Source organism: Blautia caccae (assembly GCF_040095955.1).
Taxonomy (GTDB): Bacteria; Bacillota; Clostridia; order Lachnospirales; family Lachnospiraceae; genus Blautia; species Blautia celeris.
On the sequence record NZ_JBBMFP010000009.1, the window covers coordinates 104697 to 129773 of the forward strand.

General features: G+C 44.7%; 27 protein-coding genes. 8 read left to right on the top strand and 19 right to left on the bottom strand.

Annotation, left to right across the window (positions count from 1 at the left end):
- Positions 1-80: 80 nt before the first annotated feature.
- From WMO65_RS11745 to WMO65_RS11755, 3 genes are read right to left on the bottom strand one after another with little or no spacing between them, the layout of a single operon-like run.
- Positions 81-968 (bottom strand): nucleotidyltransferase domain-containing protein, encoded by an 888-nt coding sequence (locus tag WMO65_RS11745; protein ID WP_435380244.1) that lies wholly within the window; start codon positions 966-968, stop codon positions 81-83.
- Positions 969-984: 16 nt separating this feature from the next.
- On the bottom strand, positions 985-1866 hold the full coding sequence (locus WMO65_RS11750) for a radical SAM protein (protein WP_033140459.1): 882 nt from the start codon (positions 1864-1866) through the stop codon (positions 985-987).
- Between the two features lie 32 nt (positions 1867-1898).
- A complete protein-coding gene (locus WMO65_RS11755) occupies positions 1899-2798 on the bottom strand; it encodes a radical SAM protein (protein WP_148391550.1) in 900 nt (299 codons plus the stop codon).
- A 150-nt stretch (positions 2799-2948) separates the two neighbouring features.
- On the opposite strand from WMO65_RS11755, the gene WMO65_RS11760 reads away from it, so the two are divergent.
- Positions 2949-3275, top strand: a complete 327-nt coding sequence (locus WMO65_RS11760) for a winged helix-turn-helix transcriptional regulator (RefSeq protein ID WP_054351136.1) — start codon at positions 2949-2951, stop codon at positions 3273-3275.
- Between the two features lie 12 nt (positions 3276-3287).
- Here WMO65_RS11760 and WMO65_RS11765 read toward each other — a convergent pair whose 3' ends face one another.
- From WMO65_RS11765 to WMO65_RS11790, 6 genes are all read right to left on the bottom strand, one after another.
- Positions 3288-4619, bottom strand: a complete 1332-nt coding sequence (locus WMO65_RS11765; protein ID WP_148391551.1) for a sensor histidine kinase — start codon at positions 4617-4619, stop codon at positions 3288-3290.
- Entirely contained in the window at positions 4595-5269 is a 675-nt protein-coding gene (locus WMO65_RS11770; RefSeq protein WP_148391552.1) for a response regulator transcription factor, read from the bottom strand. The genes WMO65_RS11765 and WMO65_RS11770 overlap by 25 nt, the downstream gene beginning before the upstream one ends.
- A gap of 47 nt (positions 5270-5316) precedes the next feature.
- A complete protein-coding gene (locus WMO65_RS11775) occupies positions 5317-6048 on the bottom strand; it encodes a lantibiotic immunity ABC transporter MutG family permease subunit (RefSeq protein WP_148391553.1) in 732 nt (243 codons plus the stop codon).
- Positions 6045-6806, bottom strand: coding sequence for a lantibiotic immunity ABC transporter MutE/EpiE family permease subunit (locus WMO65_RS11780; RefSeq protein WP_148391554.1), 762 nt, complete (start codon positions 6804-6806; stop codon positions 6045-6047). Before WMO65_RS11780 ends, WMO65_RS11775 begins: the two co-directional genes overlap by 4 nt.
- Positions 6806-7510, bottom strand: a complete 705-nt coding sequence (locus tag WMO65_RS11785; RefSeq protein WP_148391654.1) for a lantibiotic protection ABC transporter ATP-binding protein — start codon at positions 7508-7510, stop codon at positions 6806-6808. The genes WMO65_RS11780 and WMO65_RS11785 overlap by 1 nt, the downstream gene beginning before the upstream one ends.
- 217 nt (positions 7511-7727) lie before the next feature.
- The gene (locus tag WMO65_RS11790; RefSeq protein ID WP_148391555.1) at positions 7728-8252 is read right to left on the bottom strand and encodes a cysteine hydrolase family protein; all 525 of its coding nucleotides are present in this window, start codon (positions 8250-8252) and stop codon (positions 7728-7730) included.
- 319 nt (positions 8253-8571) lie between these two features.
- On the opposite strand from WMO65_RS11790, the gene WMO65_RS11795 reads away from it, so the two are divergent.
- From WMO65_RS11795 to WMO65_RS11810, 4 genes are read left to right on the top strand one after another with little or no spacing between them, the layout of a single operon-like run.
- On the top strand, positions 8572-9168 hold the full coding sequence (locus WMO65_RS11795) for a TetR/AcrR family transcriptional regulator (protein WP_033140467.1): 597 nt from the start codon (positions 8572-8574) through the stop codon (positions 9166-9168).
- Positions 9161-10015: an ATP-binding cassette domain-containing protein gene (locus WMO65_RS11800; protein WP_148391655.1), complete on the top strand. Its 855-nt coding sequence runs from the start codon at positions 9161-9163 to the stop codon at positions 10013-10015. The genes WMO65_RS11795 and WMO65_RS11800 overlap by 8 nt, the downstream gene beginning before the upstream one ends.
- Positions 10012-10713, top strand: a complete 702-nt coding sequence (locus WMO65_RS11805; protein ID WP_148391556.1) for a fluoroquinolone export ABC transporter permease subunit — start codon at positions 10012-10014, stop codon at positions 10711-10713. The genes WMO65_RS11800 and WMO65_RS11805 overlap by 4 nt, the downstream gene beginning before the upstream one ends.
- Complete coding sequence (locus tag WMO65_RS11810) at positions 10710-11417, top strand: Rv2686c family ABC transporter permease subunit (protein WP_148391557.1); 708 nt, start codon at positions 10710-10712, stop codon at positions 11415-11417. The genes WMO65_RS11805 and WMO65_RS11810 overlap by 4 nt, the downstream gene beginning before the upstream one ends.
- 181 nt (positions 11418-11598) lie before the next feature.
- Here the strand turns inward: WMO65_RS11810 and WMO65_RS11815 are convergent, their stop codons facing one another.
- From WMO65_RS11815 to WMO65_RS11855, 9 genes are all read right to left on the bottom strand, one after another.
- Positions 11599-13089 (bottom strand): AAA family ATPase, encoded by a 1491-nt coding sequence (locus WMO65_RS11815; RefSeq protein ID WP_148391558.1) that lies wholly within the window; start codon positions 13087-13089, stop codon positions 11599-11601.
- 201 nt (positions 13090-13290) lie between these two features.
- A complete protein-coding gene (locus WMO65_RS11820) occupies positions 13291-14550 on the bottom strand; it encodes an MFS transporter (RefSeq protein ID WP_033140473.1) in 1260 nt (419 codons plus the stop codon).
- Between the two features lie 15 nt (positions 14551-14565).
- Positions 14566-16671, bottom strand: coding sequence for an acetate--CoA ligase family protein (locus tag WMO65_RS11825; protein ID WP_148391559.1), 2106 nt, complete (start codon positions 16669-16671; stop codon positions 14566-14568).
- 15 nt (positions 16672-16686) lie between these two features.
- Entirely contained in the window at positions 16687-17229 is a 543-nt protein-coding gene (locus WMO65_RS11830) for a 2-oxoacid:ferredoxin oxidoreductase subunit gamma family protein (RefSeq protein WP_033140475.1), read from the bottom strand.
- The gene (locus WMO65_RS11835) at positions 17226-17969 is read right to left on the bottom strand and encodes a thiamine pyrophosphate-dependent enzyme (RefSeq protein WP_148391560.1); all 744 of its coding nucleotides are present in this window, start codon (positions 17967-17969) and stop codon (positions 17226-17228) included. The genes WMO65_RS11830 and WMO65_RS11835 overlap by 4 nt, the downstream gene beginning before the upstream one ends.
- Positions 17970-19037: a 3-methyl-2-oxobutanoate dehydrogenase subunit VorB gene (vorB, locus tag WMO65_RS11840; RefSeq protein WP_148391561.1), complete on the bottom strand. Its 1068-nt coding sequence runs from the start codon at positions 19035-19037 to the stop codon at positions 17970-17972.
- Between the two features lie 21 nt (positions 19038-19058).
- Positions 19059-19271 carry a 4Fe-4S dicluster domain-containing protein gene (locus WMO65_RS11845; RefSeq protein ID WP_054351121.1) on the bottom strand — a complete coding sequence of 71 codons (213 nt, stop codon included), beginning with the start codon at positions 19269-19271 and terminating at the stop codon, positions 19059-19061.
- 15 nt (positions 19272-19286) lie between these two features.
- Positions 19287-20261 carry a C-terminal binding protein gene (locus WMO65_RS11850; RefSeq protein WP_148391562.1) on the bottom strand — a complete coding sequence of 325 codons (975 nt, stop codon included), beginning with the start codon at positions 20259-20261 and terminating at the stop codon, positions 19287-19289.
- Positions 20258-21718 (bottom strand): sodium:solute symporter family protein, encoded by a 1461-nt coding sequence (locus WMO65_RS11855; protein WP_148391563.1) that lies wholly within the window; start codon positions 21716-21718, stop codon positions 20258-20260. The genes WMO65_RS11850 and WMO65_RS11855 overlap by 4 nt, the downstream gene beginning before the upstream one ends.
- A gap of 266 nt (positions 21719-21984) precedes the next feature.
- Between WMO65_RS11855 and WMO65_RS11860 the strand changes: the two genes are divergently transcribed.
- The 3 genes from WMO65_RS11860 to WMO65_RS11870 all read left to right on the top strand — a co-directional run bounded on the left by WMO65_RS11860 (position 21985) and on the right by WMO65_RS11870 (position 24069).
- Positions 21985-22668: a FadR/GntR family transcriptional regulator gene (locus WMO65_RS11860; RefSeq protein ID WP_187370524.1), complete on the top strand. Its 684-nt coding sequence runs from the start codon at positions 21985-21987 to the stop codon at positions 22666-22668.
- A 290-nt stretch (positions 22669-22958) separates the two neighbouring features.
- On the top strand, positions 22959-23159 hold the full coding sequence (locus WMO65_RS11865; RefSeq protein ID WP_148391565.1) for a cold-shock protein: 201 nt from the start codon (positions 22959-22961) through the stop codon (positions 23157-23159).
- Positions 23160-23478: 319 nt separating this feature from the next.
- Complete coding sequence (locus WMO65_RS11870) at positions 23479-24069, top strand: hypothetical protein (protein WP_033140483.1); 591 nt, start codon at positions 23479-23481, stop codon at positions 24067-24069.
- A 73-nt stretch (positions 24070-24142) separates the two neighbouring features.
- Here the strand turns inward: WMO65_RS11870 and WMO65_RS11875 are convergent, their stop codons facing one another.
- Entirely contained in the window at positions 24143-25039 is an 897-nt protein-coding gene (locus WMO65_RS11875; protein WP_148391566.1) for a putative manganese transporter, read from the bottom strand.
- Between the last annotated feature and the right edge of the window lie 38 nt (positions 25040-25077).

Sequence of the window (25077 nt, forward strand, 5' to 3'; positions counted from 1 at the left end):
GACATGGAACGTTTGATATCCCATGTCATTTCTCCAAAAAATTTTAATCAGATTACTTTTTCAATACCTTTTTTCATTTATCAATAAGCCCGAATCTGCTGATTAAGCAAATCTTCCGCCTCACAGCACAATTGCTCTATCATCTCAATATGTTCCATCATATTTTCTTCATTCAGCATCAAAGCCTGATTTGCTCGCTCACTGTAATTATATGGAGAAACCGAAAAATTTTTGATACGCTTCAGAGCTTTCTTTTCATTCAAACAATAAATCTCATTCAACGCGAAGATCACCTGATTCAGAGCAGAAACGGAACGGAACATATGACCAATCCCGTAATATATATCCTCTTTATTCATATAATTCTTTGCCAGTGTACACGAGAATTTTGCTTCAAACATAAAAAAGGACAGGAGTGCTGACTTCAATTTTTCCGGATAACATTCCGCTCTTTCTTTCAATCGTTTTAATTTTTCATTTCCATACAACACCTTTGATGATGCCAGTTCCCCGCGGTACATCACATTAAAATACGCATGCGGATGTCCTGTCTGATAATGCATGGATATATCCCCTGCATCTGTCTGTTCAACACACGCCTCTACACGTTTTATATCACGCAGAATCAGATCCACATCATATCCCTGTACGGTCAGCCACCCTCCGTAGTTAACCCAGTTTCCCCACTCTCCTTCGCTGCATATAAGGTTTTCCCGCCTTTCATCATCCAACTTCTTAGCGATCAGATTGAGCTGTCTAAAATCGATCAAATGACTGTCATAATATATCCCCACATCAATATCCGAACTTTCTATCGCCATACCCGTCGCCCTTGAACCGCCCAAAACAATCCCTTCCACAAAAGGCAGTCCGCTTAATTCGGAAACAACTTCCCGCAAAACATTTTCTACCATATCTTCTCCTGCTCCTGCATAAATACCGTTTATCTGCTGTCCGTATTTTATCACAGATACGCTTTCTTTCCTATCCCAATGACTTTAAATTCTTTCTATACCTCTGCATTTCCTCTTCCCCCACAGTATCAAGAACATACTGCAGTTCCCCAATCACCTGTTCTCTGTCCCTGGGCAGATAAGCAGCAGTCGGATAAAAATTTGATACACTATTGGCGAACAAATGCACTCTGATCTGCAAATTCCGAATAAAGATCTGCAGTTCTTCCAAGCGTTCCTTTTCACCGGCAGGCACAAATTCTCCCCTCTCGGCCATTTCATATAACTCGGTTCCCTCAAAGAGCGTCAGGGAATCTACAGAAATGAAGCGGGGATTTACCTTGCTGAAAACTTTTGCGCTGTTTACCGCATTTCGATGGCCATTTCCTTTACCGGCCAGTCCGGTCATGTAAACAAAATAGTATTCTATTCCGGCTTCATCTAATTTGCGGCACTGGTCAATAATATCTTTTGCCGTATACCCCTTATTGGCTAACCGCAGTGTAGCATTATCACCTGATTCTGTTCCGATACTAAGACCATTGATTCCCAGCCTTCTCAGTGCCCTTAACTGCTTCACTTTCTTATCCTTTATGTCCCTTATATTTGCAAACATGGCCATCGTCTGACATTCTTTTAAATACTCATGTACCAGCAGCGCTCTTGTCTTCAGATTGTCAAAACTCATAACAAACGGATTGGCACCTGTCCAGAAAATTCTTCTGGCAGTGGGCTGATAAGAACTCAATTCTTTTAAATCTTCCTCCCACTCACGCAAAGGTGCCATACGAAAACATTCCTCCTTATAAAGACTGCAGAACCGGCATTTATGATATGTACAGCCGGAAGCTGCCTGTATAATAAATGAATCGGCTTCATATGGCGGCCGCCACGTTCTGCCTGTAAAATGCATAAAATCACTTCCTTAAATTACTTTTATTGCTGTCATAAATGGCGGAGATTTTTTCGGTAATCCCTTAATTCTTCTTCCTTCACATTTTGTATGATTTCCTCGAGAACAGACAATACCTTTTTCCTGTCCCGCGGCAGATACCCCTGAATTGGGATTGCATTTGACGCCCCGCCCGCAGCAAACCATACAGGAATATTTAAATGCTCCACAAGCGTTCTCAGTTCCTTATATTTTTCAATTTCTGTTTCTTCCTGCCAATTCCCGTTTTGAATCTCCTGATAAAGCTCTGCGTTTTTATAAATCGTAAGCATGTTCGCCCCTATGACCTTTGGCTGTAACTGATTACATATAGCTGCAGTATCATATGCTCCTTTTTCTCCTTTTCCTGCACCCGAAATACCGGTGAGATAAAAGAAATTGTAGCTGATACCCGCCTTATCCAAACGCCTGCACTGTGTGAGAATATCCTGTGCTCCATAACCTTTATTCATGAACCTCAGCGCCTCATTATCCCCTGTTTCAATACCTATGGTCAGCCCATCATAACCTGCTCTCTGTAATTCCGCCAGCTCCCCGTCTGTTTTCAAAGTAATATCCGTAATTCTTGAAAAACAGCCAATACTTTTATTGTCCGGAAAATATTTGCAGATAAGAGCCGCCGTTTCCAATAACCGGGCCGCACTTAAGACAAACGGATTGGCCCCCACAAGGAAAACACGTGCTGCCCTATTATAATTCCATAAGCGAAATTGCTCCTTTGCTTCTTTTAGATCGGCTTCCACAACCTCCGGCGGCGTCATTCTGAATTTGAAGGGTAAATCGTCATATAACGTGCAGAATTTACATTTGTGATGCGTACATCCGGCTGTGGCCTCTATAAGTAATGAAGATGCCTCATATGGCGGCCTCCATACTGTTCCTGTATAATGCATCTCTTGTCTCCTTTCCTATATTCTACACAGATTATATCATTGTACACGAGGATTAAAAGTACTGTACTTTTTTGTAGTACCCTGTCTAAATACTGTACATTGATTTTTACATATCCATCTTATATAATACAGAAAAGGAGCAGAACAAATATGAAAAAAACAGAACAATCTATACAGAGATGCCTAACCATATCAACCGTTCAAAAAATACTGGGCGGCAAATGGAAAATCGAAATCCTTTATTATATCGGCCTGCAGAATGTCCGCAGATTTGGTGCGTTACGTCGTCATATAGGTGGAATAACAGAATCGTCACTGACCAAACAGCTCAGGGAATTAGAGTCTGACGGCTTTATCAACAGGTACGATTTTAAAGAGGTTCCTCCCCACGTAGAGTATACGCTGACGGACTTAGGCGAAAGCTTCATGTCGGTTCTGGAAGTGATAAAACAGTGGGGTGATCTGCATTTGAAATAATTTCCTGCCGGCTTATCTGAAGCTGAATATAACCATCCCGCCTGTCTTGCAGTTGCGCAGTTCCAACTGTGCTGCATGCGTTTTTGCCACTTCTGCCGCAAACCAAAGTCCAAGGCCATTGTGTCCATCCGCCCCGCGTGCCGCATCTCCGCGCCATAAGCGCTCGGTTGCATGACGCAGCGCAGCCTTGCTGAACCCCTCTCCCTCATCACGCACAACAATCTGCCATCCGTTGTCCGTCATACTGCCTTCCAAATATACATTCTTTCCAGCCGGTGTATGTTCTATGGCATTTTGTACCACATTGCCAAGGGCACGCAGCAAATGCTCTTTCTGAATCTCCGCACCACCCTCCAGGCCGTTTTGGGCTTGCAGGCGGACTCCCTTTGTTTCCGCAATCCCTGTTGTATTCCGGCAGAGTTCCTCGAACACAGCAGGCAGGCTGGTATATGCAAATGTCTCTTCCGTGCCGGCTGCGGTTTCCAGCAGGCTGGCCACATACTGTTTTGCCCGTTCATTGCCGGACAGGATCTTTTCCACCATTTTGCGGCTGTTCTCAGAAAGCTCTTCCTCCAGCAGAAGTTCCGCATTGCCTCCCACAAGAGTGAGCGGGGTTTTCAGATCATGGGCCAGCGCTGCGATCTCGGCCTCCCGTTCCTGCTGTGCCGCCCACTGGGAGGACAGGGAACTGTACAGTGCCTCCCGCATATGCTCCATAGCATCAAGCGCCTGGTCATACTCACGGATTCCGGCATGTGGAATCACAAAATCCAGTTCCTGGGCTCCTACCTTCTCACTCACCTCACTGAACAGCTTTAACCTGGCAGCCAGGCGCCGGCGAAGCCACAGGGTATTACCCAGTACGCAGAACGCCACTGCCGCAAAAAATGTAGCAATCCACAGGTATTCAAAGGGCGGCAGCCGGTTACGCAGCACAGGGTCAGCAAACTCTGCTCTGTAATACCAGTGAAAAATCACCGTACTCCCATCCGCATAGGTATACCGCAAAGTATCGGCCTCTTGAGATTCCTCCTGCAGAAGATCGTTTAAAGCTTTCAGCTTTTTTCCTTTTACATTACATTCCAGCACTTCACCGTTTTTTCCAAATAAAGCGTACTCTGCCAGAAAATCTTCACCGGGAGAATGAAAGGTCTCCGGCTTACCGGCAAGCATTTTTTCCACCTGCTGGCTGGGAACGATTCCCCGATAAACAATACCGGTATTTTGAAACCGCGACAAACCGGAAAACCATATCATACCGCACAACAGTGTACAGCCAAGCATAACTATGGCAAAACGTAAAAGCACAAAGGAAAGGCTTACAGAACGCTGTCTTTTCGCCATTTATACCCCACCCCCCAAACAGTTTCAATCGGACTAAGGCCGGCCGTTTTCAGCTTGGCGCGGATATTTTTGATATGCTCTGCAACAGCCGACGCATCCCCCTCCGCATCAAAACCGAAAACTGCTTCATATAATTGTTCTTTGGTAAATACCTGTCCGGCATGCAGTGCCAGATGCTCACAGATGGCATATTCACTCTTGGTAAAAGGCAGTATGTGCTCACCTGCCATGGCTGCTTTCGCCTGCATATCAAAACGCACACCGCCTCGTCTCAGGGTGTGGGTTGGCTGGCGCAGTTCCCGTCTCAGATGGGCATTTACCCGCGCACATAGCTCTGCTATGCGGAAAGGCTTTTTAATATAATCATCAGCGCCAAGTCCAAAGCCCTGTATCAGAGCAGCGTCTTCGGCTCTTGCCGTCAGAAACAGTATGGGGCAGTCCACCTCTGCCCGGATACGGCTGCAAAGGGAAAAGCCATCCTCCCCGGGCATCATTACATCGAGCAGCAAAAGGTCGTACATCCGGCATCTGGCAGGCTGTACAGCAGCGGCATCTGTCTCCGTGTCAACCTGATGTCCATCCCTTTCCAGGGCAGCACGCACCAGATCCAGCATATCGGGGTCATCATCGACCACTAACAATTTCGGCATAATTACTCTCCTCATATAATAAGTTTCATTCATTTTTCCTCATTACTTTACTCCTGTGTCACTTTCCCTTCCCATCTGTCAAACCAGAGGGTGGTTAGAACCAGAATCGCTAAAGTTATAATGATAGGCAAAACCACCTCGAAAAAAACGGGTATGCCTGATACATTCATACATTCTTTTAAAAATCGAACTCCCCATTCCCACGGAATAGCGGTCCAGATTTTATCACCCATGGGATTCTCAAAGATACCTGCTAAAATGGTTCCGGATACTCCCAATAAAACAGAAACGCTGGACCCAAACCGAAAAGCAGCTGCCATGTGTAGCAGGTATAAAAACAGGCTGCAGAATAAAAATATACAAAAAACCGCAAGATAAAAATCAAAATGTATTATGCTGCTATTTAAAAACCAATTGACTCCAATATAAAAACACACCTCATATAGTATCACATTTACAGCCGAAAGGAACAGCAGAAAGAACAATTTCCCCAGATACACACATTTTCGGGACTCCACCAGTCCCAGTGCATTTTGAAGCCCGTTTATATTTCTGTCTAAATGAATGAAAATCGACACAGCCATGCTTGCAAAAATGGGGTACCCTATCTGCAGCAAAAGGAAGAACGAACGCACATCGGGAATGATACGGTATCCGGCAGAACCGTAGTAAAGCAAAAATAAGGCTGTGATCACAATGGGTGTCAGCAAATGCAGCAACAGCATTGGAGTCCGTTTGATCTTTGTAAAATTGGAAAGGAACTCCCTTGTGACCGTCATTTCCGATACACCTGCCTTTCATACCAGCGGGAATAGAAAGCCGTAAGAGCGAAGGCAGCAAACAGGCTCAGCAGCACCAGCAATAAACTTTCTCCCATATTTAAAATCAATCTTGATCCCGGTTCAGCCAACAATCCGTTTGTCAATACGCCAAAGACCGTAACCATAAATCTGGCCGGCCAACTGTATGGAAAGATCCAAAACAAAGGTGTCAGGTAGAGAAACAGCCCGCTTGCTGCACTGGCAATCAGATTGATGATCATCGAAGCGACAAATCCCGTTTTTTGTTCCAAAAATAAACAGAACGGAATCTGCCATAAGAGAGATACCCATAATAGGCAGTAGCCCAGGATATGATACCCTGCAAGACGAACCGCGTCTGCAAAACCGGACAAAATGCATTCGCAGATAATCGTGACAATCGCCAGCACCAATGATATGACCAAAAGATTCCCTGCGATCAAGATTGTTTTAGACACAAATGTCTTCTTCAGGTCAATGGGCAGGCTGTATAAAGTATGGTATTGGTGCTTCTTTTCCTTATTGTTTACCAAATGGCACATAAACACAACGGACAATGCCGCGATTGGCATGGACCAATTGCAGACCATGACACTTGAAAAACCTCCCAACCCCATACCGATATACATAAATACCATGGAGGTCAAAATCAGGACCACCGGAATCACGATCGCAAGTTTCTGAAACAGGGAACGTTTATATTTCATGTTTTCTGCTTTTAAATAAATTTGTAACATCAGGACGCACGCTCCTTTCTGATAATATCCATAAATAACTGTTCCAGATCCTCATTCGCGTCAATCTTATCCTCATACAGAAGGGAGCCATTGTATATGATCCCTATGTCATCAGCAACCTGCTGTACTTCGCTTAAAATATGGCTGGATACAATGACAGATATCCCCGACTCCGTGAATGTCCGGATCATCTTTCTCAGTTCCTCAATGCCAAAAGGATCCAGCCCGTTGGTTGGCTCATCCAGGATCAGTAGCTGAGGATCATTCAGAAGTGCCAGGGCTATCCCTAATCTCTGTTTCATTCCCAGTGAAAACTCCGATGTCTTCTTATTCTCAGCATCTGCCAAATCCATTTTCTGCAGTACCTCATAACATCTGTTTTTCCCGATTCCCATCAGGACAGCCCGCACTTTTAAATTCTCAAATGCCGTTAGATTCTCATACAGCGGAGGGGATTCGATCAGGGAACCGATAACCGATAAATCCTTCCGTTTCCAGGGGCGACCGCAGAATTGTATTTCACCCGAAGTCGGTCTTATAATCCCTGTGATCATCTTCAGCAGGGTGGATTTGCCGGCACCATTAGGCCCTAATAAGCCGTAGACTGTATTTCTCCTCACAGACAGTGACAAATCTTTTACTGCATATGTCTTTTTGAACTTTTTAGAAACATTTTGGGTTTTTATGATATACTCGGATGTCATACGCTCCTCCCTTTGACATTTAGCCGCCGATTTTTCTATACTCTGTTTCATATAATTTGCCTCCTTTTTCTTTACTGATGTTATGATAGCAGGCAATTTTAAGGATTTTATAAGGAAACGGGCATTTACTCACATTTTTTTACAGAAAAAAAGGCATATGCCTCTTTGACATATACCTGTTCACTTTCTATTTCTAACCATTATCAGGGCCTGCATTTTATCGGCACATTCTTTCCATGGTTTCCTGCACCGTAATGCAGCTTGCGTATCTTTTGTTCCAAATAAAATCATTGTAATATTTATACGTCTCTTCTGCAGACATATAGGCATTGTCAAACGTAGAATTGGACTCTTTTGGTACGATAATTTCAAATCCGTGTTCAAAACCGCATTTGACAGCAGCGTCTATGCAATATTCCGTCTGCAGCCCCACCACGATCATTTGCCCAACCTGCTTTTCGTTTAGATATTCCAGAAGACCGGTCTCTTTAAAAGGGCTGTTTACGGTTTTGTCAAAAATCTTCTCATTCTTACACGGCTTAAATTCTTCATATATTTCAAAACCCTCCGTTCCCCTTGTCAATGCCCGGCCGGCCCCATCGTCATGGCGGACATATATGATTTCCGTATGCGTCTCTCTTGCCGTTTTTATCAGTTTTTTTACATTAGATACAAATATATCATAGTGATATAAATCCGTGTTTGTAATAAGCTTCTGCGTATCAATCACCAGTAATACCATGTGCAGCATCCCCCTAAAATATAAATCAGCTTATCCCTGCGTTTTTTATACAAATTCCATATCTATCAGCCATATCTTATCACAGACATATAGGAAAGTCATTTCTTTTCTGCCGATTCAGGCGTAATTCTACACCCCTGGGTTACTGTCCCTTGTCCGGCAACAGGCTTCGCAATGTACAGACATGGGACACTCGATTCCATGTCGTACTGGCTGCCTCGGGATTTTCCAACTCTTCCATTGACAAAGCCAAATACAAGGAATATAATCTATATGACTAAAACATATTGTTTAGTCATATAGATTGGAGGATAAATCTATGCCAAAGTTCAGTGACGCGGAAAAAGAAATCATAAAGCAGAAATTGATGCAGGAAGGAGAACGGCTGTTTACTTCATATGGAATAAAAAAGGTGACCATTGACGAGATCGTACAGGCTGCCGGTATTGCCAAAGGTTCCTTTTACTCTTTTTATTCCAATAAAGAACACCTTTACATGGACATTGCCGGAAATCTGCAGTTTAAAATGTGGCGGGAAATGGATGCGTTCTTAAATGAAAACCGTTCTTTACCGCCAAGGGAGCTCTGCAAACAGTGTTTTCTTTGGATGTTCAAAGAATTACAGCGGTATCCCATGCTGAAACAAGCCAACAGTGAAACGGCTGATTATTTATACCGCAAACTGCCCCCTGAAGTGATCGAAGCACATACAAAGGATGACGGACATGAACTTATCAAGCTTCAGGAATATGGTGTTCAGTTCAAATGCGGCATTGAGATAGCGACAAAAACACTGCAGACACTTGCCATCAGTTTCCTGAATCTGCAGCAGGAAAACGCTGCTGATCAACAGACGATCATGGAACTTATTCTGGACGGTGTGTTAAAGGAGATGATAAGTGATGAAGGTGATTGATGTTCAAAATGTCTTTCTAAAATATCCATCTGCCAAATCAGATACCATTCGCGGAATCAGTTTTGCTGTTCAGCAAGGCGAGATATTTGGCTTTCTCGGTCCGTCCGGCGCAGGAAAAAGTACCATGCAGAAAATCTTAACGGGGACTCTTAGGAATTATCGCGGAAATGTTCGTGTTTTTGATACAGAGATGAAGAACAGAACAAGTGATTATTATGAAAATATCGGTGTGGATTTTGAGTTCCCCAATTTTTACAGTAAATTCACTGCTGCCGAAAATTTAAAATATTTCGCGTCCCTCTATTCCCGCAAGCCCCTGGACCCGATGGAGCTTTTAGAAAAGGTGGGTCTTCGCCATGACGCGGATAAAAAGGTAGCGGATTATTCTAAAGGCATGAAAATGCGGCTTGGTTTTGTGCGCTCCCTGCTTCATGAGCCGAAACTCCTTTTCCTGGATGAGCCTACCAGCGGTCTTGACCCGGCAAACGCCAGAATACTGAAAGACATGATCTTAGAGCAGAAAAAAATGGGAAAAACCATCATTCTCACCACCCATAACATGCACGATGCAGAGGAGCTGTGTGACCGTGTCGCTTTTATCGTTGACGGAACCATTAAAGCAATTGACTCTCCCCATGCTCTGCGGAAAAGCGGTGCCGATACAGAAGTGGAATACAGTTTTTCGGAAAACGAAAAAGAGATAAGAAATATCTGTACGCTCTCCGGTCTTGCCCATTCCCAGAATTTCCAGTCGGCGCTGAAAAAAGGCAGCCTGACAAGTATTCATTCAAAAGAACAAACACTTGAGGATATATTTATTGCGTTGACCGGAAGGGGGCTGCAATGAGACTCTTAAATGCCTTAAAAAACGATATTCGTTTTCAGATAAAATATGGTTTTTATTTTCTATATGCCTTTTTCAGCGCTGTGTACATTGCTGTGCTTTTGATCATCCCCCGGGAATATAAAAGTATAACCGCATCCCTTATCATTTTAACAGACCCCGCAATGCTCGGCCTTTTCTTTATGGGCGGGATCTGGCTGCTTGAAAAAGGGGAAGGCCTGCATGGTTTCTGGAGCGTTTCCCCTCTCCGGCCGGTGGAATACGTATGGTCCAAATCCGTATCTCTGGCAATCCTGTCAACGGTATCGGCTGACCTGATCGTTCTGTCTGCCATGAGAACCGGGGTGAATCTTGTGCTCTTATCCTTCAGTGTGTTCCTTGGCGCAGTTGTCTTTAATCTCATGGGATTGATGGCGGCATCCTTTGCCCGTTCAGTCAATCATTATATGATCATCGTTTTGCTTCCTGCTGTTCTGCTGTCAATACCGCCGGTCCTCACAGCGTTTGGAATCACGCATCCGCTCTTAGAGATTTTTCCGGGAACGGCACTGTGGCATTTGATCAACCTTTCCGTCCACGGCTCCCGGAGTATCCATGGCTGGATGTGGATGAATCTTCTTATCTGGCTTGGCATCGCATTGTTTTTGGCTGACAAACGGATTGGAGCTGCTTTGGAATCAGAAGGAGGCGGAGGCACATGAAACATACAGGGAAACTTTTTAAAATCGGATTAAGACAGATAGCAAAAGACGGCATGCTGCTCGTTCTGATTCCGGCACCGTTTTTAGCCGGAATATTTTTTAAGTTTGCTATTCCATATATCAATACCATACTGATTAAAGAATTCGCCTTTTCCATAACGCCCTGGTATGGTCTGATGGACGGTATGCTGATTTGTCTGACACCTATGTTTGTCGCAATGATATCTGCATTTTTGCTTTTAGAAGAGAGAGATGAGGGGTTAAGTGCCTTTTATCAGATCACGCCTGCAGAGGGCCGTTCCTATTTATTTGCACGTATCGGACTTCCCATGATATGGGCGTTTTTTATTACCATGACAGTTGCTGCAGTGTTCAAACTTTCATCCTTTTCTTTTAAAATCCTTCTGTCGAGTTCGGTTATCAGCAGTTTTACCGGTATCTTTTTAGCCATGATGGTGGTCTCCATTGCCGGAAACCGCGTTGAAGGTCTTGCGCTTTCAAAACTGATGGGGATTAGCTTTGCAGGGCTTATTTTAATATGGTTCATACCTGCTCCGTATCATTTCATAATGGCATTTCTTCCGTCTTTCTGGATTGGAAAATTGCTGATGGACGGGGCAAGTCTCTTTTCCTTTTTGTTTGGTCTGCTGACCTGCTTTTTGTGGGTCGTCTTTTTTACGAGGAGGTTTTTAAAAAGAGTTTAGGTAAAGAATTGACGAGTAAAACAAAATTAACATCTGACAGATTTGTGTCAGCTCTCCTTTTTAAAAAAGCGCCTGCTATTTCCAGCAAGCGCTTTTAAAGCATATTAATTCATAACAGATATCACCGGCATAAGATATGAAACACATGGTACCCTTCTGTTCGCTCTTAAGCAAAACTTTATTATGCCAGCAGATGTCTCACCATCTCCCCATCAAAAACTACTTTTGCCACACGGTCCACTTCTATCTGATACAGCGCATTGGCCGCCATGTGCTCTGCCGCCTGTTCCAGGTCACGGATACCTGTCGTATCTGCATATTTTTCTATGACTGCGTCAACAGCCTCTGCAGTCACAACACATTCCTTTTCCTGCAGGCCCATACGTTTCAGGACTTTTGGCAGGGCAAATTTTGAAAATATGATTTTCTTTTCCTCCGCCGTGTAATCCGGAATATCAATGACAGCAAACCTTGACATGAGCGGTGCGCTGATCTGCTCCTTATCATTGGCTGTAGCTATGGGATACACGCCGACCGTTGGAACCATACACTCAATATAGTTATCTGTAAAGCCCAGATTGTCGAGAAGGGTCAGAAGCACATCCGCCGGATTTCCATTCCCCTTTCCGGAAGACGCTTTATCCAGCTCGTTGATAATGAAGACAAGGTTGGATTCTCCCGCCATGGAAAATGCCTCCATAATGATTCCCGGTTTTGCATTTGCATAGATACGGGAGCTTCCGGTGAGCTGTTCCGGGTCGTTGATGGAACTCATATCCAAGGTGGTCCACGGCAGTTTTAAAATGCGGGCAACCGCATAGGCGATCTGGGATTTTCCCGTGCCCGCAGGGCCCACCAGCAGAATGCCGTATGCAGGGAGGGTATGTGTGCGGTTGATCTGTATGATCGTTTCCATGATCCGCTGCTTCACCCTTTCCATGCCGTAGAGCTCTTCATCCAGAATTCTGCGCGCTTCCTGAGGGTCAATGGCTTCAAAATAATTGTTTTTCCATTGAATATTCATCATAATGGAAAGTGCACGCTGCGCATGTCTGCGCTCCTCCGGGGAGACTTCATGGGAGCGTGCGACAGCAAGGTTTCTTCTGGCCCAGAGGCGTATATTATCAGGCAGAGTCTTACCCGCACAGGTCATAAAATCCGTTATGCTCTGCAGGCTGGTGAGCTTCATGCTGTCACCGGTTTCCTCCTGGTCCTCGTCCTCAATCTCCTCTGCAGGTGCACCGCCTGCCAGTAATCTTTCAATCATGAACTGAAGAAATCCATCCTCTGCGGAGAGCTTTGTCCCTCCTCCGAAAGCAATTTCCCGAATCTTGTAGACTGCATACCCGTCTTCCATGTTCTTGCCGGACAGGCGCACATTAATGCGGTTCTCACCCAGCCAGTGAAGGAGGCTTACAAAGCGGGCGTCTACTTTGAGAATATCTGCCGGCACCGTACCGTCTTCCTCTTTGAACTCAAATACCGTCTGCTTATCCTGATCTGCAAAGACACCACAGGAATGATGTTTCCATTCCCGTTTATGATTGTCCAGAAGCAGGATGGGCTTTTGGGGTGAAGCAGCGTTCTCATTGGAACGAAATACCGTGTATGTACAATGGAACTCATTACTCTTTTTGTCGTCTGAACTGTTGCTGAAATCAAATACTGGCATATTGGCACACTCCTTTTATTTTAAAACTAAAACACGTATATGGCGCGATATGTGGCAGAGACGGCTCTGCCCGTATGTAGTATACCTATTTTTCCATCTATTTACAAGCTCCTTTATACTGAGTCAACAAAAAAAGAGCGCCATTTTCTCTTTCCAAATGACGCTCTGTGTTCCAATCCTGACTCCTCAACAATATTTTATTCAGTTTTCCTCAAATAACCGTGCCTTCTTACTCCTTCTGTAAAGTACAGCCGCACTTGTTCCTCCGACAGCCAGCAGAATGATTGTATATATAAACATAAACACATATCCTCTGTTTCCATAGTGATCCAGCCAGAACCCAAACAGGGAATGCTGGAACAAATCCGGTGAGTAAGCAAGAGCCGCGTATAAACCCATTGCCGTACCGCTGGCCTGTCTGGCAACATTTGTTTCCGGAGGCAGTGCCAGACAAATATTGGTAAATAAGGTACACACGATTCCGGTAATAAGAGACACTGCCACCAGAACCCCCAACGGAACTTTTGCAGAAAAAAGAAGAATACATATAAGAAATACAATCAGCGCGGAAGTTCCGAATATTACCATTCTGGAGACATATTTCGTCTTCGTTGCAATCTTGCCCAGAATAGGGCTGAACAACCTTCCTCCGTATAGATTCAGCACTCCCAGCACTCCGGAAAATGTCACCGCAACGCCAAACACATCATTAAAATACGGTACAAAATAAGACGTGGTAGCCATGGTTGAAAACATACAGAACCCGCATATGATCATCATCCAAAGCCCAGGTTCCTTCATAACCAATGCCAGCTGGGAGAACGTAAACTTCTCATTCTCATCTCCTTCCGTATTCACATCCTCTACCTTCCTGAATATGAAAATACATCCCAGGGCGGATACAAATGTAAATCCCGCATAAACCCACACAACTGTTGAAAATGCAGGGACCTGTCCCACAGATTTTTCTGCGAGATTATATACATATAAAGAAGTAAAGTTGATAACCATATAGCCGATTGACTGTGCAAAAGAAAACATGCCAACCGATTCACCAACCAGATGCTCCGGCACTATCATACGGGGCAGTTTAAAAATAGATGGGTTAAACACAAAAAATGTAGTAACACCAAACAATCCCCATATAATATACATATTGATCACTGACGGTGCCAATGCCAGCCATACACTGAGAGCCGTGGTTCCAAGCAGCGATACAATAATACATTTTTTATAATCCAGTTTATCTGTGACAAAGCCTCCTATGAGGTTAAATATCACATTTCCAAATCCATACACTGACATGATCAGTCCAAGCTGTGTGTTTGTAGCACCGGTTGCCTTCATCATGGGATCGTAAAAAATCCCTTTGATATAGGGCAACGAATAAGACGCCGCATAGCAGATGCCTGCAATCATCAATGCCCCAGTTACCCATCCCCCAAGACCTTTTTTCTTCATACATAAACCTCCCTTTTAGGGTTTCCGGCATAACACCATTAATCCATCCGCAGCTTTTACTCCTTTTCCCTCCGGATATACAAAAACCGGATTGATATCCATCTCCACCAGTTTTTCCCTGTAATCTTCTGCCAGACGGCTCACAGATACCAGGCAGTCTGCCAAAGCTTTTATGTCAAGAGGAGGCTGTCCCCGGTATCCCGCAAGCAGCCTGCTGCTCTTCAGGGAACTTATCATCTCTTCTGCTTCCCAGTGATTTATGGGGGCAGGATACAGGACTGCATCCTGGAAAATCTCTGTAAAGATACCGCCCATTCCCAGAAGGATCATTGGTCCCAGATTGGGGTCACAGGTAACACCGATTATCATTTCCAGACCTTCTTCCAGCATCTCCTGAACCAGTATGCCATTGATTTTTGCATCCGGGCGCTCTTGTTCTGCACGTTCCATGATACCTTGATAGGCATTTTTTATCTCTTGTTCTCCCTGAATCCCAACACGTACTCCGCCTATTTCTGACTTGTGCAGGATATCATTGGATTCGATTTTCAAGACCACCTTTTTGCCCATTTCTGCCGCGCAGGCCGCCGCTTCTTTCCAGGTAACCGTCAGTTTTTCTTTCGGACATGGAATCCCATAATCTATAAAAATCTGCTTTGACTGATGCTCGGACAGTGCGATTCTGTCTTCCTCCTGTTTGTTCTGCAGTGCGGCAATTGTACCGGTACGGTTTTCAGCAGTTTTTAAAAATGCAGTGTAATCCATCAAATGCCGTATGACCCGGTATCCGTAATGCGGCGGCGGCAGTATGGGAACACCGGCAGCTTTGAGTTTTTCAAGAACCTCTTTCTCTCTTCCGGATTCAATGAGCGGAACTACAGCGGCCGGCTTTTCCGGATGTCGAATGCAGTAACGGATCAGACCTTCCAGGTAATCGTAAATTGTGATATCACTAATTTTCTCTGTTATCTGCAGAGAGGTTACCAGCATCTCCACCTGGGAATCTTCCATCACGATTTCTGCCACCTGTTCAAAGGTATTCCCATCACTTCCACCGGTTAAATCCATGGGATTCTGCGCTGTGGCAAAGGGTGGCAGAACCTTTTTCAGCCGTTCTGTGGTCTCCTTAGAAAAATCAGGAAGTTCCAGACCGTACAGGGAACCTGCGTCCGCTGAGATTGTTGTCTCCCCTCCTGATATATTTACAAATGCCAGACTGTTTTTTTCCGGCAGTTTTGGGAGCGTTACAATTGCAGCACAGACAGAAAGAAGTTCCTCCAAATCCTCCACCCGGATAACTCCAAACTTCTTAAACAGCGCATCTGTATGCTTATCACATCCACTGAGATTTCCGGTGTGTGAGGCGGCAGCTCTGCTGCCTTTCTGGGAGCGTCCCGCTTTTAGGATAACAACCGGTTTTCTCTTTTCCACTGTTCTGTGCAGTACCTGCGCGAACTTTTCCGGCTTTTTTATTCCTTCCATATAAGCAGCTACAACTTCTGTATTCTCATCCTCCACCAGGAACTCCAGATAGTCCTCCATAGTCACAATTTTACTGTTTCCTGCGGATATCACATAGGAAAAGCTCCCCTTGGCGCTCTCCATCAGCCCCATGCAGACTTGACCGCTCTGAGATACCAGGCCGATTTTTCCTGCACTCTCCCTGGCCTGGAACAGAAAACCAAAGGCAAACACCCGGTCCACGAAATTTAAAAATCCCGCGCAGTTTGGCCCCATAACAGCAATATCCAAATCTTTTGCCTTTGCTGTCAATTCCTCCTCCATCCTGACATCTTCCGGCAGCTTTGTCTCACCGTAGCCGCTCGCAAAAACAACTGCGCCTTTTGCTCCTTGTTCAGCAGCTTCTTCCAATAATGCCGGTACTGTAGTTTTCGGTGTACAGATGACAGCAAGGTCTATTTTCCCCGGAATATCCGATATCTTCCGGTAGCAGGGAACGCCGAATACCCTGTCATTTTTCAAGCTCACAAGATACAGATCTTCCATCCGTTCCCTGCATTGTTCCAGAAACATTCTCGACGCGAAACCTGCCATCGTTTCTCTCTCCGTGGCTCCCACAATCACTATTTTCTGTGGGCGCAGCAGCTTATTCAGTTCCATTTCTTCCCCCGCTTTCTATGAATACAGTCTGTATCCTGCATCAAAAGCCGCTATATTGGCCGACAGATATTTTCCTTTGCCCTTTTTGTCGAAATAGGCGGCGATCGCAGCGGCAAGCTCCTCTTTTCCGAACATCCCTGTGGCCTTTTCCAGAACTCCCAGCATAACCAGATTGGCACCTTTGGAATTCTCTGCACCGGCAGATAATTCATTTGCCGGTACGGAAAGGGTCGTGATATCCTGCCGTGTAATTTTGTCTGCCTCCACCATATCTCTGTTATACAGCAAAATTCCTCCAGGCTTTATCATATGCTCAAACCGTTCCACGGAAGGGGCATTCATGGCAAGCAGAATGTCCAGTTCATTGCAGTAAGGACTTCCAATCTCTTCATCCGACAGCTTTACATTGCAATTGGCTGTCCCGCCACGCATCTCAGAGCCATAGGAGGGATACCATGTAAGATTCTGCCCCTTCCGGAAGCCCGCTTCTGCGAGGATCAACCCAGCGGTCAATACACCCTGTCCTCCAAATCCGGCACAAATTATTTCCTTATTCATAAGCTGGCATCCTCCTTCCCAATAAATTCTCCAACAGGAAATACGGGCATAATCGTATCTTTGATATATTTCGCTGCTTTCACCGGTTCCATTGCCCAGTTTGTGGGGCAGGGAGAAAGCAGTTCCACAAGGCTGTATCCTGCTCCCTGCATTTGCTTTTCCAAAGCCCTTTTTATATACTTCTTTGCCTTTCTGATATTCGCCGCATCACAAAAGGAAGCCCTGGCCAGATAGGCGATATCCATTTTATTGAGAAGTGAAACCACATCCAGTGTGCCTCCTCCTTCTTCCATACTTTTTCCATGTACGGAAGAACTGGTTACCTGTCCCTGAAGTGAGGTGGGAGACATCTGGCCTCCGGTCATTCCAAACACACAGTTATTTAGGACAATTACAGTAATATTGTCATTTCTTCTTGCAGAATGGATTGTCTCGGCAATTCCAATAGAATAAGCAGCACCGTCTCCCAGATAGGCAATGACGGGATTTTGGGGCCTGGTAAACTTGACTCCCACTGCTGTGGGAACCGGTCTTCCATGTGCTGCCTCTATTGTGTCATATCTCCAGATATCAATGGGCATCCCTCCGCAGGCTACATCCAGTACGGCGATTGCTTCTTCCTCCCGCCCTAACTCCTGGAGCACTTCCCCGATCAAACGGATGGCAATTCCATGGCCGCATCCCGGGCAAAAAGAATGTCCGTCCGTATATGTTATTCTTTCCGGCGCCTTTACCATCATTTAAAACACCTCCCTCTCCATCTTTCCTTCTAATATCTGTACCGCTTTTTCAACAATGTCCATACTTCTCGGCACTTTTATTCCTGTCCCGTATGTATATACAGGGTATCGGCACTGCACAGACAGCTTTACATCCTCTGCCATCTGACCGGTAATACTCATCTCCACTGTCATAAACGCTCTGCAATTTTCTCCCAAATCAGCAAATGCGTCCACAGGGTACGGAAAAATAGAAATAGGGCGGATGAGACCCAGACGGATTCCCTGTTTTCTTGCTTTTGAGACAGCTTCCTTACAGACTCTGGCACTGATTCCGTATGCTACGAGAATCAGCTCTGCGTCCTCAGTGAGAATACTCTCCCATCTCTGCTCATTCTTTTTCATTTCCTCATATTTCTCTCTCAGAAATGTGTTGTAATCATCCATATAATAGAAAACATTTGTGATTTTCTTTGATTCCTGCCGGCCTTTGCATCCTTTTACAGTCCAGTCATCTCTGTCAATATCTACCTCTTCCTGCGGCGGCAGACACACAGGTTCTACCATCTGCCCGATTGCCGCGTCTGAAAGAATGATAACAGGGTGTCTGTATTTCTCAGCCAGAGGAAATGCCTGCATCATCAGATCCACACTCTCCTGAACAGATGCCGGGGCTAATACCAGAAGATGGGAATCTCCGTGTCCGTTTCCTCTTGTTACCAGCTTATAATCGCACTGTCCCTGGCTGATTTCTCCGATACCGCTTCCAAATCTGGCTACATCCACGATCACAGCCGGAATATCACCTGCGATCAGATAGGAAAGCCCTTCCTGCATCAGTGAAAAACCGGGGCCGGAAGAAGAAGTCATGGCTCTGGCGCCTGCCGCTGCTGCTCCTAATACCATATTAATGGCTGCCAGTTCTGATTCGGACTGTATAAAGGTTCCTCCTGCCTCCGGCATCCGCTGGCTTAAATATTCCAGTATCTCATTCTGGGGCGTAATGGGATAGCCGCTGTAAAAACGGCACCCGCTGCGGATTATAGCTTCAGCCAGCGCTTCATTTCCCTTCATCAATACCTTTTCCATAGACTTTTGTCCCTCCTCTTCTCACTGTACTTTCCCGGAACAGATTTCAAATACATAGTCCGGACATACCGTGTAACATGTGGCACAGGCTACGCACAGTTCCTGATTGACTTCCACGACTTCATACCCTTTTTTATTTGTTTTTCCAGATCTGCTGACTGCCCCTTTGGGACATTCCTCTATGCATCTTCCGCAGGCTTTGCAGCGGTGAAGATGAAGTATTACTTTCTCCATAATTTCCTCCTCTGTCTACAGTAAATTCTGCACCTGGCCCATTTTCCCTTCACAGTAATATCTCGCATTGTACGCTCCGATTTCCAGTGAGATCCGGTATGCCTCATCCGAATAAAAGGCTGTATGCGGTGTTAAAATCACATTGTCCCTGTGCAGAAGCGGATTCTTAGTTAAATCCGGGGTTTCACTTTCCAGAACATCAAGCGCTGCACCTTTTACCAGCCCCAAATCCAGGGCCTGTACCAAATCTGCCTCTACGACAGCTCCGCCCCTGGCTACATTGATGAGAAACGGCTGTTTTTTCATCTTACGGAACATATCCATGTTCAAAAGCCCCTCATTATCTTCTGTCAGGTTCATATGTACACTGATGATATCCGAAATTTCCAGCAGTTCATCCAGCTCTGCCCGGTTCACATTCATATTGTCCATAACCTCTTTTGACACATATGGATCATAGGCCACGATCTTCATTCCGAAACTCCGGGCTCTTTGCGCAACCGCTTTACCGATTTTGCCAAATCCGATGATTCCCAGCGTTTGCCCCTCGATTCTGTGCACTCCCATTTTCTGAATAGTTTCCATTTCCCATGCGTAGTCTTCCTCAATTCTCCTTCTCAGATAAGGGAAACGACGCTCCAGAGAAAGAATCAGAGCCAAAGTGTGGTCAGCCACTTCCTGTGTACAGTAGCCTGATACATTGGTCACAGCGATTCCCCTGCTTTTTGCATACTCTACGTCCACAAAGTTAAAGCCTGTCGTTTCCAGTGCAATAATTTTACATTTCTGCATTCTGTCAATTGCTTCTTTTCTGATAGGCGCAAAGTCTGAAATCACTGCATCTGCCTGGCTTAAAATCTCATAATAAGCATCTAAATGTTCCGGTTCATACACTGCCCTCAATATTTCCGCATCCGGGGGCAGGCAGTTGATCTCTGTCTGTAAATCTCTGTCTTTTGTTTCTGGAAATACTGTAAATACAACTTTCATTCTTCTTTACCTCCTTGTTTTCCTGCTGATTGAAATACTTTCAGTTTTGCTTTCTCTTCCGGCGTCTGTCTGCCCCAAATACTGATCGGGAAAAAGAGCAGCGCTGACACCGCAAGCCCGGGCCAGAAACTGTCTGTCTCAAAAATTTTTCCCCACTTCAGGGCATTGCCCAAAAACCAAAATAGTACGACTGCCAAAGAACAGGCCGCCGAATAAAAGGCTGCGCTGCTGTTCGCTTTCTTCCAGCACACTCCGAGAACGGTTGGAAGAAATAATCCGGCAGAATTAATCGTCAGTGCAATAAACAAAACATCAATAATATCCTGCCGGTACATTGCAAAAAGTAATGCCACAAATCCTATTCCAAAGGAACAGCACGTACTTAAATGTCTTATTTTTTTATCCGTCACATCCCGGTTGATATATCTTTGATAGATATCCTTCGTTAGATTTGTAGATGCTGTCAGCATTAAAATATCTGCTGAAGACATTATGGCAGCTATAATTCCCACCACTACAATTCCCCGCAGTCCCTGGGGAAATATATGGATGATCAAATAAGACAGCGCATTTCTGCTATCCGGCAGATCAGGCATAATAACCTTTGTACTAAGTCCTAAAAAGGTGGCTGACACCGCAATGATGAAAATTCCCGCAGCAGCCAGCAGAGAGCCTCTTCTGGATGTCTTCACATCTTTTGCCGCTATACACCGGGTATATCCATCCATATTTGTATAGAAGGAAAACAAGGTCGTTAATCCCAGTGCGATGATACTTGGCCACCCCCATGCTCCGAGATTCATATAGGAATCCGGCAATGACTGAATCGCTGATATACCGCCGTCCATATGCATAATGCTGAGCGGAACCCCGAGGATCACAATACCCAGAAGTAAGATTACGGTCTGTACCCAATCCGTGTAGGTGACCGCAAGGAGACCCCCGAAAGCAGTATAAAATGTGATCACTGCTGCAACTACAATCAATGAAACCTTTGAGTCCCATCCTGTCAGCGCACTTAATGTACTCCCTCCTGCCAGAAACTGACTCGCCACAAACCCGATCATACCCAGAATTGTACAGATGGTTGCCACCATTCTCGTTTTGGAATCGTATCTGCTTTCAATAAAATCCGGATATGTCAGTAAGTTCAATTTTGTACTCAGCCTTTTTATGGTTCCTGTAAACGTAAACGCAAAAATCACAAGACTGACTGCAATGACAACCACATACCAGACTGCCGTTATCCCCATGGAATACGCTCTCTCGGCAGTCCCCACAATAGAAGCACCTCCTATCCAGGAAGAAAGCCACAGACATGTAATGGAAAACACACCTGCTTTTCTGCCTGCCACAAAATAATCATCTGAATCCTGCTGTTTTTTACCGGAATATATACCTATAAAGAGCATACCTGCCATATAAAAAACAATAATACCGATATCCAAACCACTCAAAGGAATACCTCCTTCCGTTCACCAGCCCCGCGCGCGAACTGGTCATACCAGTTATTAAGTACATTATACACTGGTACGACCAGTTGTCAATAATTTTCAGATATCATTTTCTCTATTTGTAAAATATGCAGATTTTTGGCACGCATTTTTTGTATATTATTTACAATCTCTCCCACAACACCATTGATTTTTTTCTTATAAAATGATATTTTATTAGGTAAATGGTATTTCATGCCATCTTACGTTAAATGGTCGGAGGAAAACAAATGGAAAAAGAATCAGAACCGAAAGGTTATCAGATAATTATCAGTGAATTACAGAAAATGCTTGCAAACGGTGAATTAAAATGCGGGGATAAACTTCCCTCTGAACGAAATATGACCACTCTCTTTCATCTGAGCAGAACATCTGTCCGTGAAGCCCTTCGGGCAATGGAAATGATCGGGATTGTAGAGAAACGCCATGGGGAGGGAAATTATATTGTAAATAACGCGGAAAGTTCCCTGACAGATGTACTTTCTATTATGCTCATATTGAATGATGGAGCTCTTGATGAATTCATGGAATTTCGTAAATGGATAGAACTTGGGGCAGTCAAAAGCGTGATCGCTTCTTCTTCCGAAGAGGAAATCCTTTCTCTGGATGAAAAATTATCTGCCTATGCCGATTCATCCTCTGTCCATGAAAGGACTTTAAAAGATATTGATTTTCATAAGGCTATCGTTTGTTTATCCGGAAATCCTTTTTTTATTTCCATTTTTAATGCCATCTCTGCTCTTGCCGTCAATCATCTGGAAACCATCATACAGAGGCTTACGTCTGACGGAAAAGACAGTGCAAAGGTAGATTCTATTTATCAGGAACATGAAATGATTCTAAATGCCATAAAAAAAAGAGATTATACTATGGCGGAAAGATTTCTGGATTATCACATCCAGACTTTCACATAAAGAGTCTTCTCCGCTGTGTATCGCAGCGGCATAACTGTTCACAAGCTGCGATACACAGCATTGTGAACAGCGGCGCCTGAAACCACATGGTATAAACACATGACGAAAATATTGGTAAAGACATTTCATTTTTTGCTTGACATTCCCCATTTTCTATGTTAATCTGTAACAAGTGTTTTGATAAAGCCTTGATTTCGCATATATCCGTAAGTCATTCTTTTATTCATGATTTACTGTTATATGCGTTTTTTGTTTTGTAAAATGCATATAAAAATTAGGAGGTATCTTTCATGAATAAAGGTACAGTAAAATGGTTTAACTCAGAAAAAGGTTTCGGATTTATTACAGGGGATGACGGATCTGATGTGTTCGTACATTTCTCAGGAATTAATTGTGACGGTTACAAATCTCTTGAGGACGGCCAGGCCGTGACTTATGATTTGACCAGAGGAAACCGCGGTATGCAGGCCGTAAATGTGTGTGCTGCTTAAACCAGAATATCACTGCACTGTCTTATGAATACCTGGCTGTGATACACAACAGCAGGTATTCGTAATCTGTATATCAATTAGTCAGAGCTATGATTGATGTTACAGCTAAGTCGGCGGGGTTTATTTTGTATTCCTTGCTGGCTCAACCTAAATTATCTGAATTTCACGATTCATTTATATATAAATTTTCTGCTGACAAAATTCTTATTTTCCAAAACTCTCCTATCCGTATTTATCCCCTATTCAAACTTTTATGCAATAACAATATCAAACGATCTGCATATAATAAACCAACAAATAATGTTCAGGTACACATATTATGAACAATGACCCCCGCGGTACAATCATTCAGCAGGGCAATATTATGCGCATAGATAATGCATTGATTGAAGAGGTATTCTGTTTTAATAATTCGATCGGTCATATCCTTATTTCCTATGCCGTTCCCGAGGCAAATCAGACCACTTCCATACAGACCTTACGTCTGAATATAGGCAGAAACACTGTGATTCTGAATATGTTCGGACAGCGTGTTGACGCCTGTCAGCTTCGGCAGGGTATGTGGATAAATGCCGTATTTTCCTCACGGATGACGCGAAGTATCCCGCCCCAGGCCAATGCGTTTCTCCTTCTTGTCAGGAGAAATCCCCGTCCGCAGACCAATACCACGGATGGACGGATTGCTTCCATTGACCTGAGAAACAGGTTCCTCTTTACGGGAAATCCCAATGATATCAACAGCCAGATCCGGTTCACGGTCACGGACGATACTGTTATTCTGAACCGGTTTGGAAATCCCATCAGCCTTCGGGCGCTCCGCCCCGGGCAGATGGTCAGGATCAACCATGCCAATTTCCAGACGGCCAGTATTCCGCCTCAGACCACTGCCTTCCGGATACAGGTGATATAGGAAATCTTATGGACACAAAAAAAGCTGGCATCTCATACAGAAATGTCAGCTTTTTTACTGCTCGCCTTTTTCATTATAATACAATTCCCAGCATCTCTATGAGAATCCCCCAGAACACACCTGTCCCATAAAGGATTCCAATGAGTCCCAGATTCTCTTTCATTCCTTTATTCGTTCTGCAAAGCACCAGAACGCCCACTCCGGCTCCCACCAGAAGCCCTGCCATCATCTGTCCTGCTCCCAGGATTCCTGTCAGGTAGAGCTGTGTGATGACCACAGAGGAGGCGCAGTTGGGAATAAGGCCCACCAGTGCAGCCAGTAACACACCAATCATGGGTTTGCTGCTGATAAAGTAACCGATATTATGGCTGCCCACCAGCTCCACGCAGAAACCGATTCCCAGGGAAACCAGGAATATGAAAACCGTGATCTGCAGGGTGTGGAGAAAAGCAGATTTGATGATGCTGCCGTTCTCACAGTGGCAGTGTTCGGATTCACACAGATCATGGATCTCTTTTTCATGGTGGTCCCTGTGTATATGTCTGTATTCTTCCCGCTCTCTTCTCTTCCTGCCGCCGAACCGCCATAATATGTCAATGGCAAATCCCGAGACAGCTCCCAGTACGATCTTCAGTCCCAGAATACGCAGGATTGTGCTTGCAGCCACGGATTCGGAGATAAAGATGGGCAGCATCTCATCTGAAGTGGAGAGAAAGATAGCCAGCAGTGTTCCTGCGGATATAACCCCGCCGGAGTAAAGACTGGCAGCGGCAGCGGAAAATCCGCACTGGGGAAACGCCCCCACAATGCCGCCTATAAGGGGACCAAAATGTCCCGACTTTCGCATAATCTGTTTCGATTTATTTTTTGTCTTATGTTCCAGGTATTCCATGACCAGATAAGTCAGGAAAAGGAAAGGAATCAGCTTCGCCGTATCCAGCAAAGCATCCAAGATCACGTCAAGTACCATTCATACAGCTCCCTTCCGCATCAGAGTTCATCACTGTG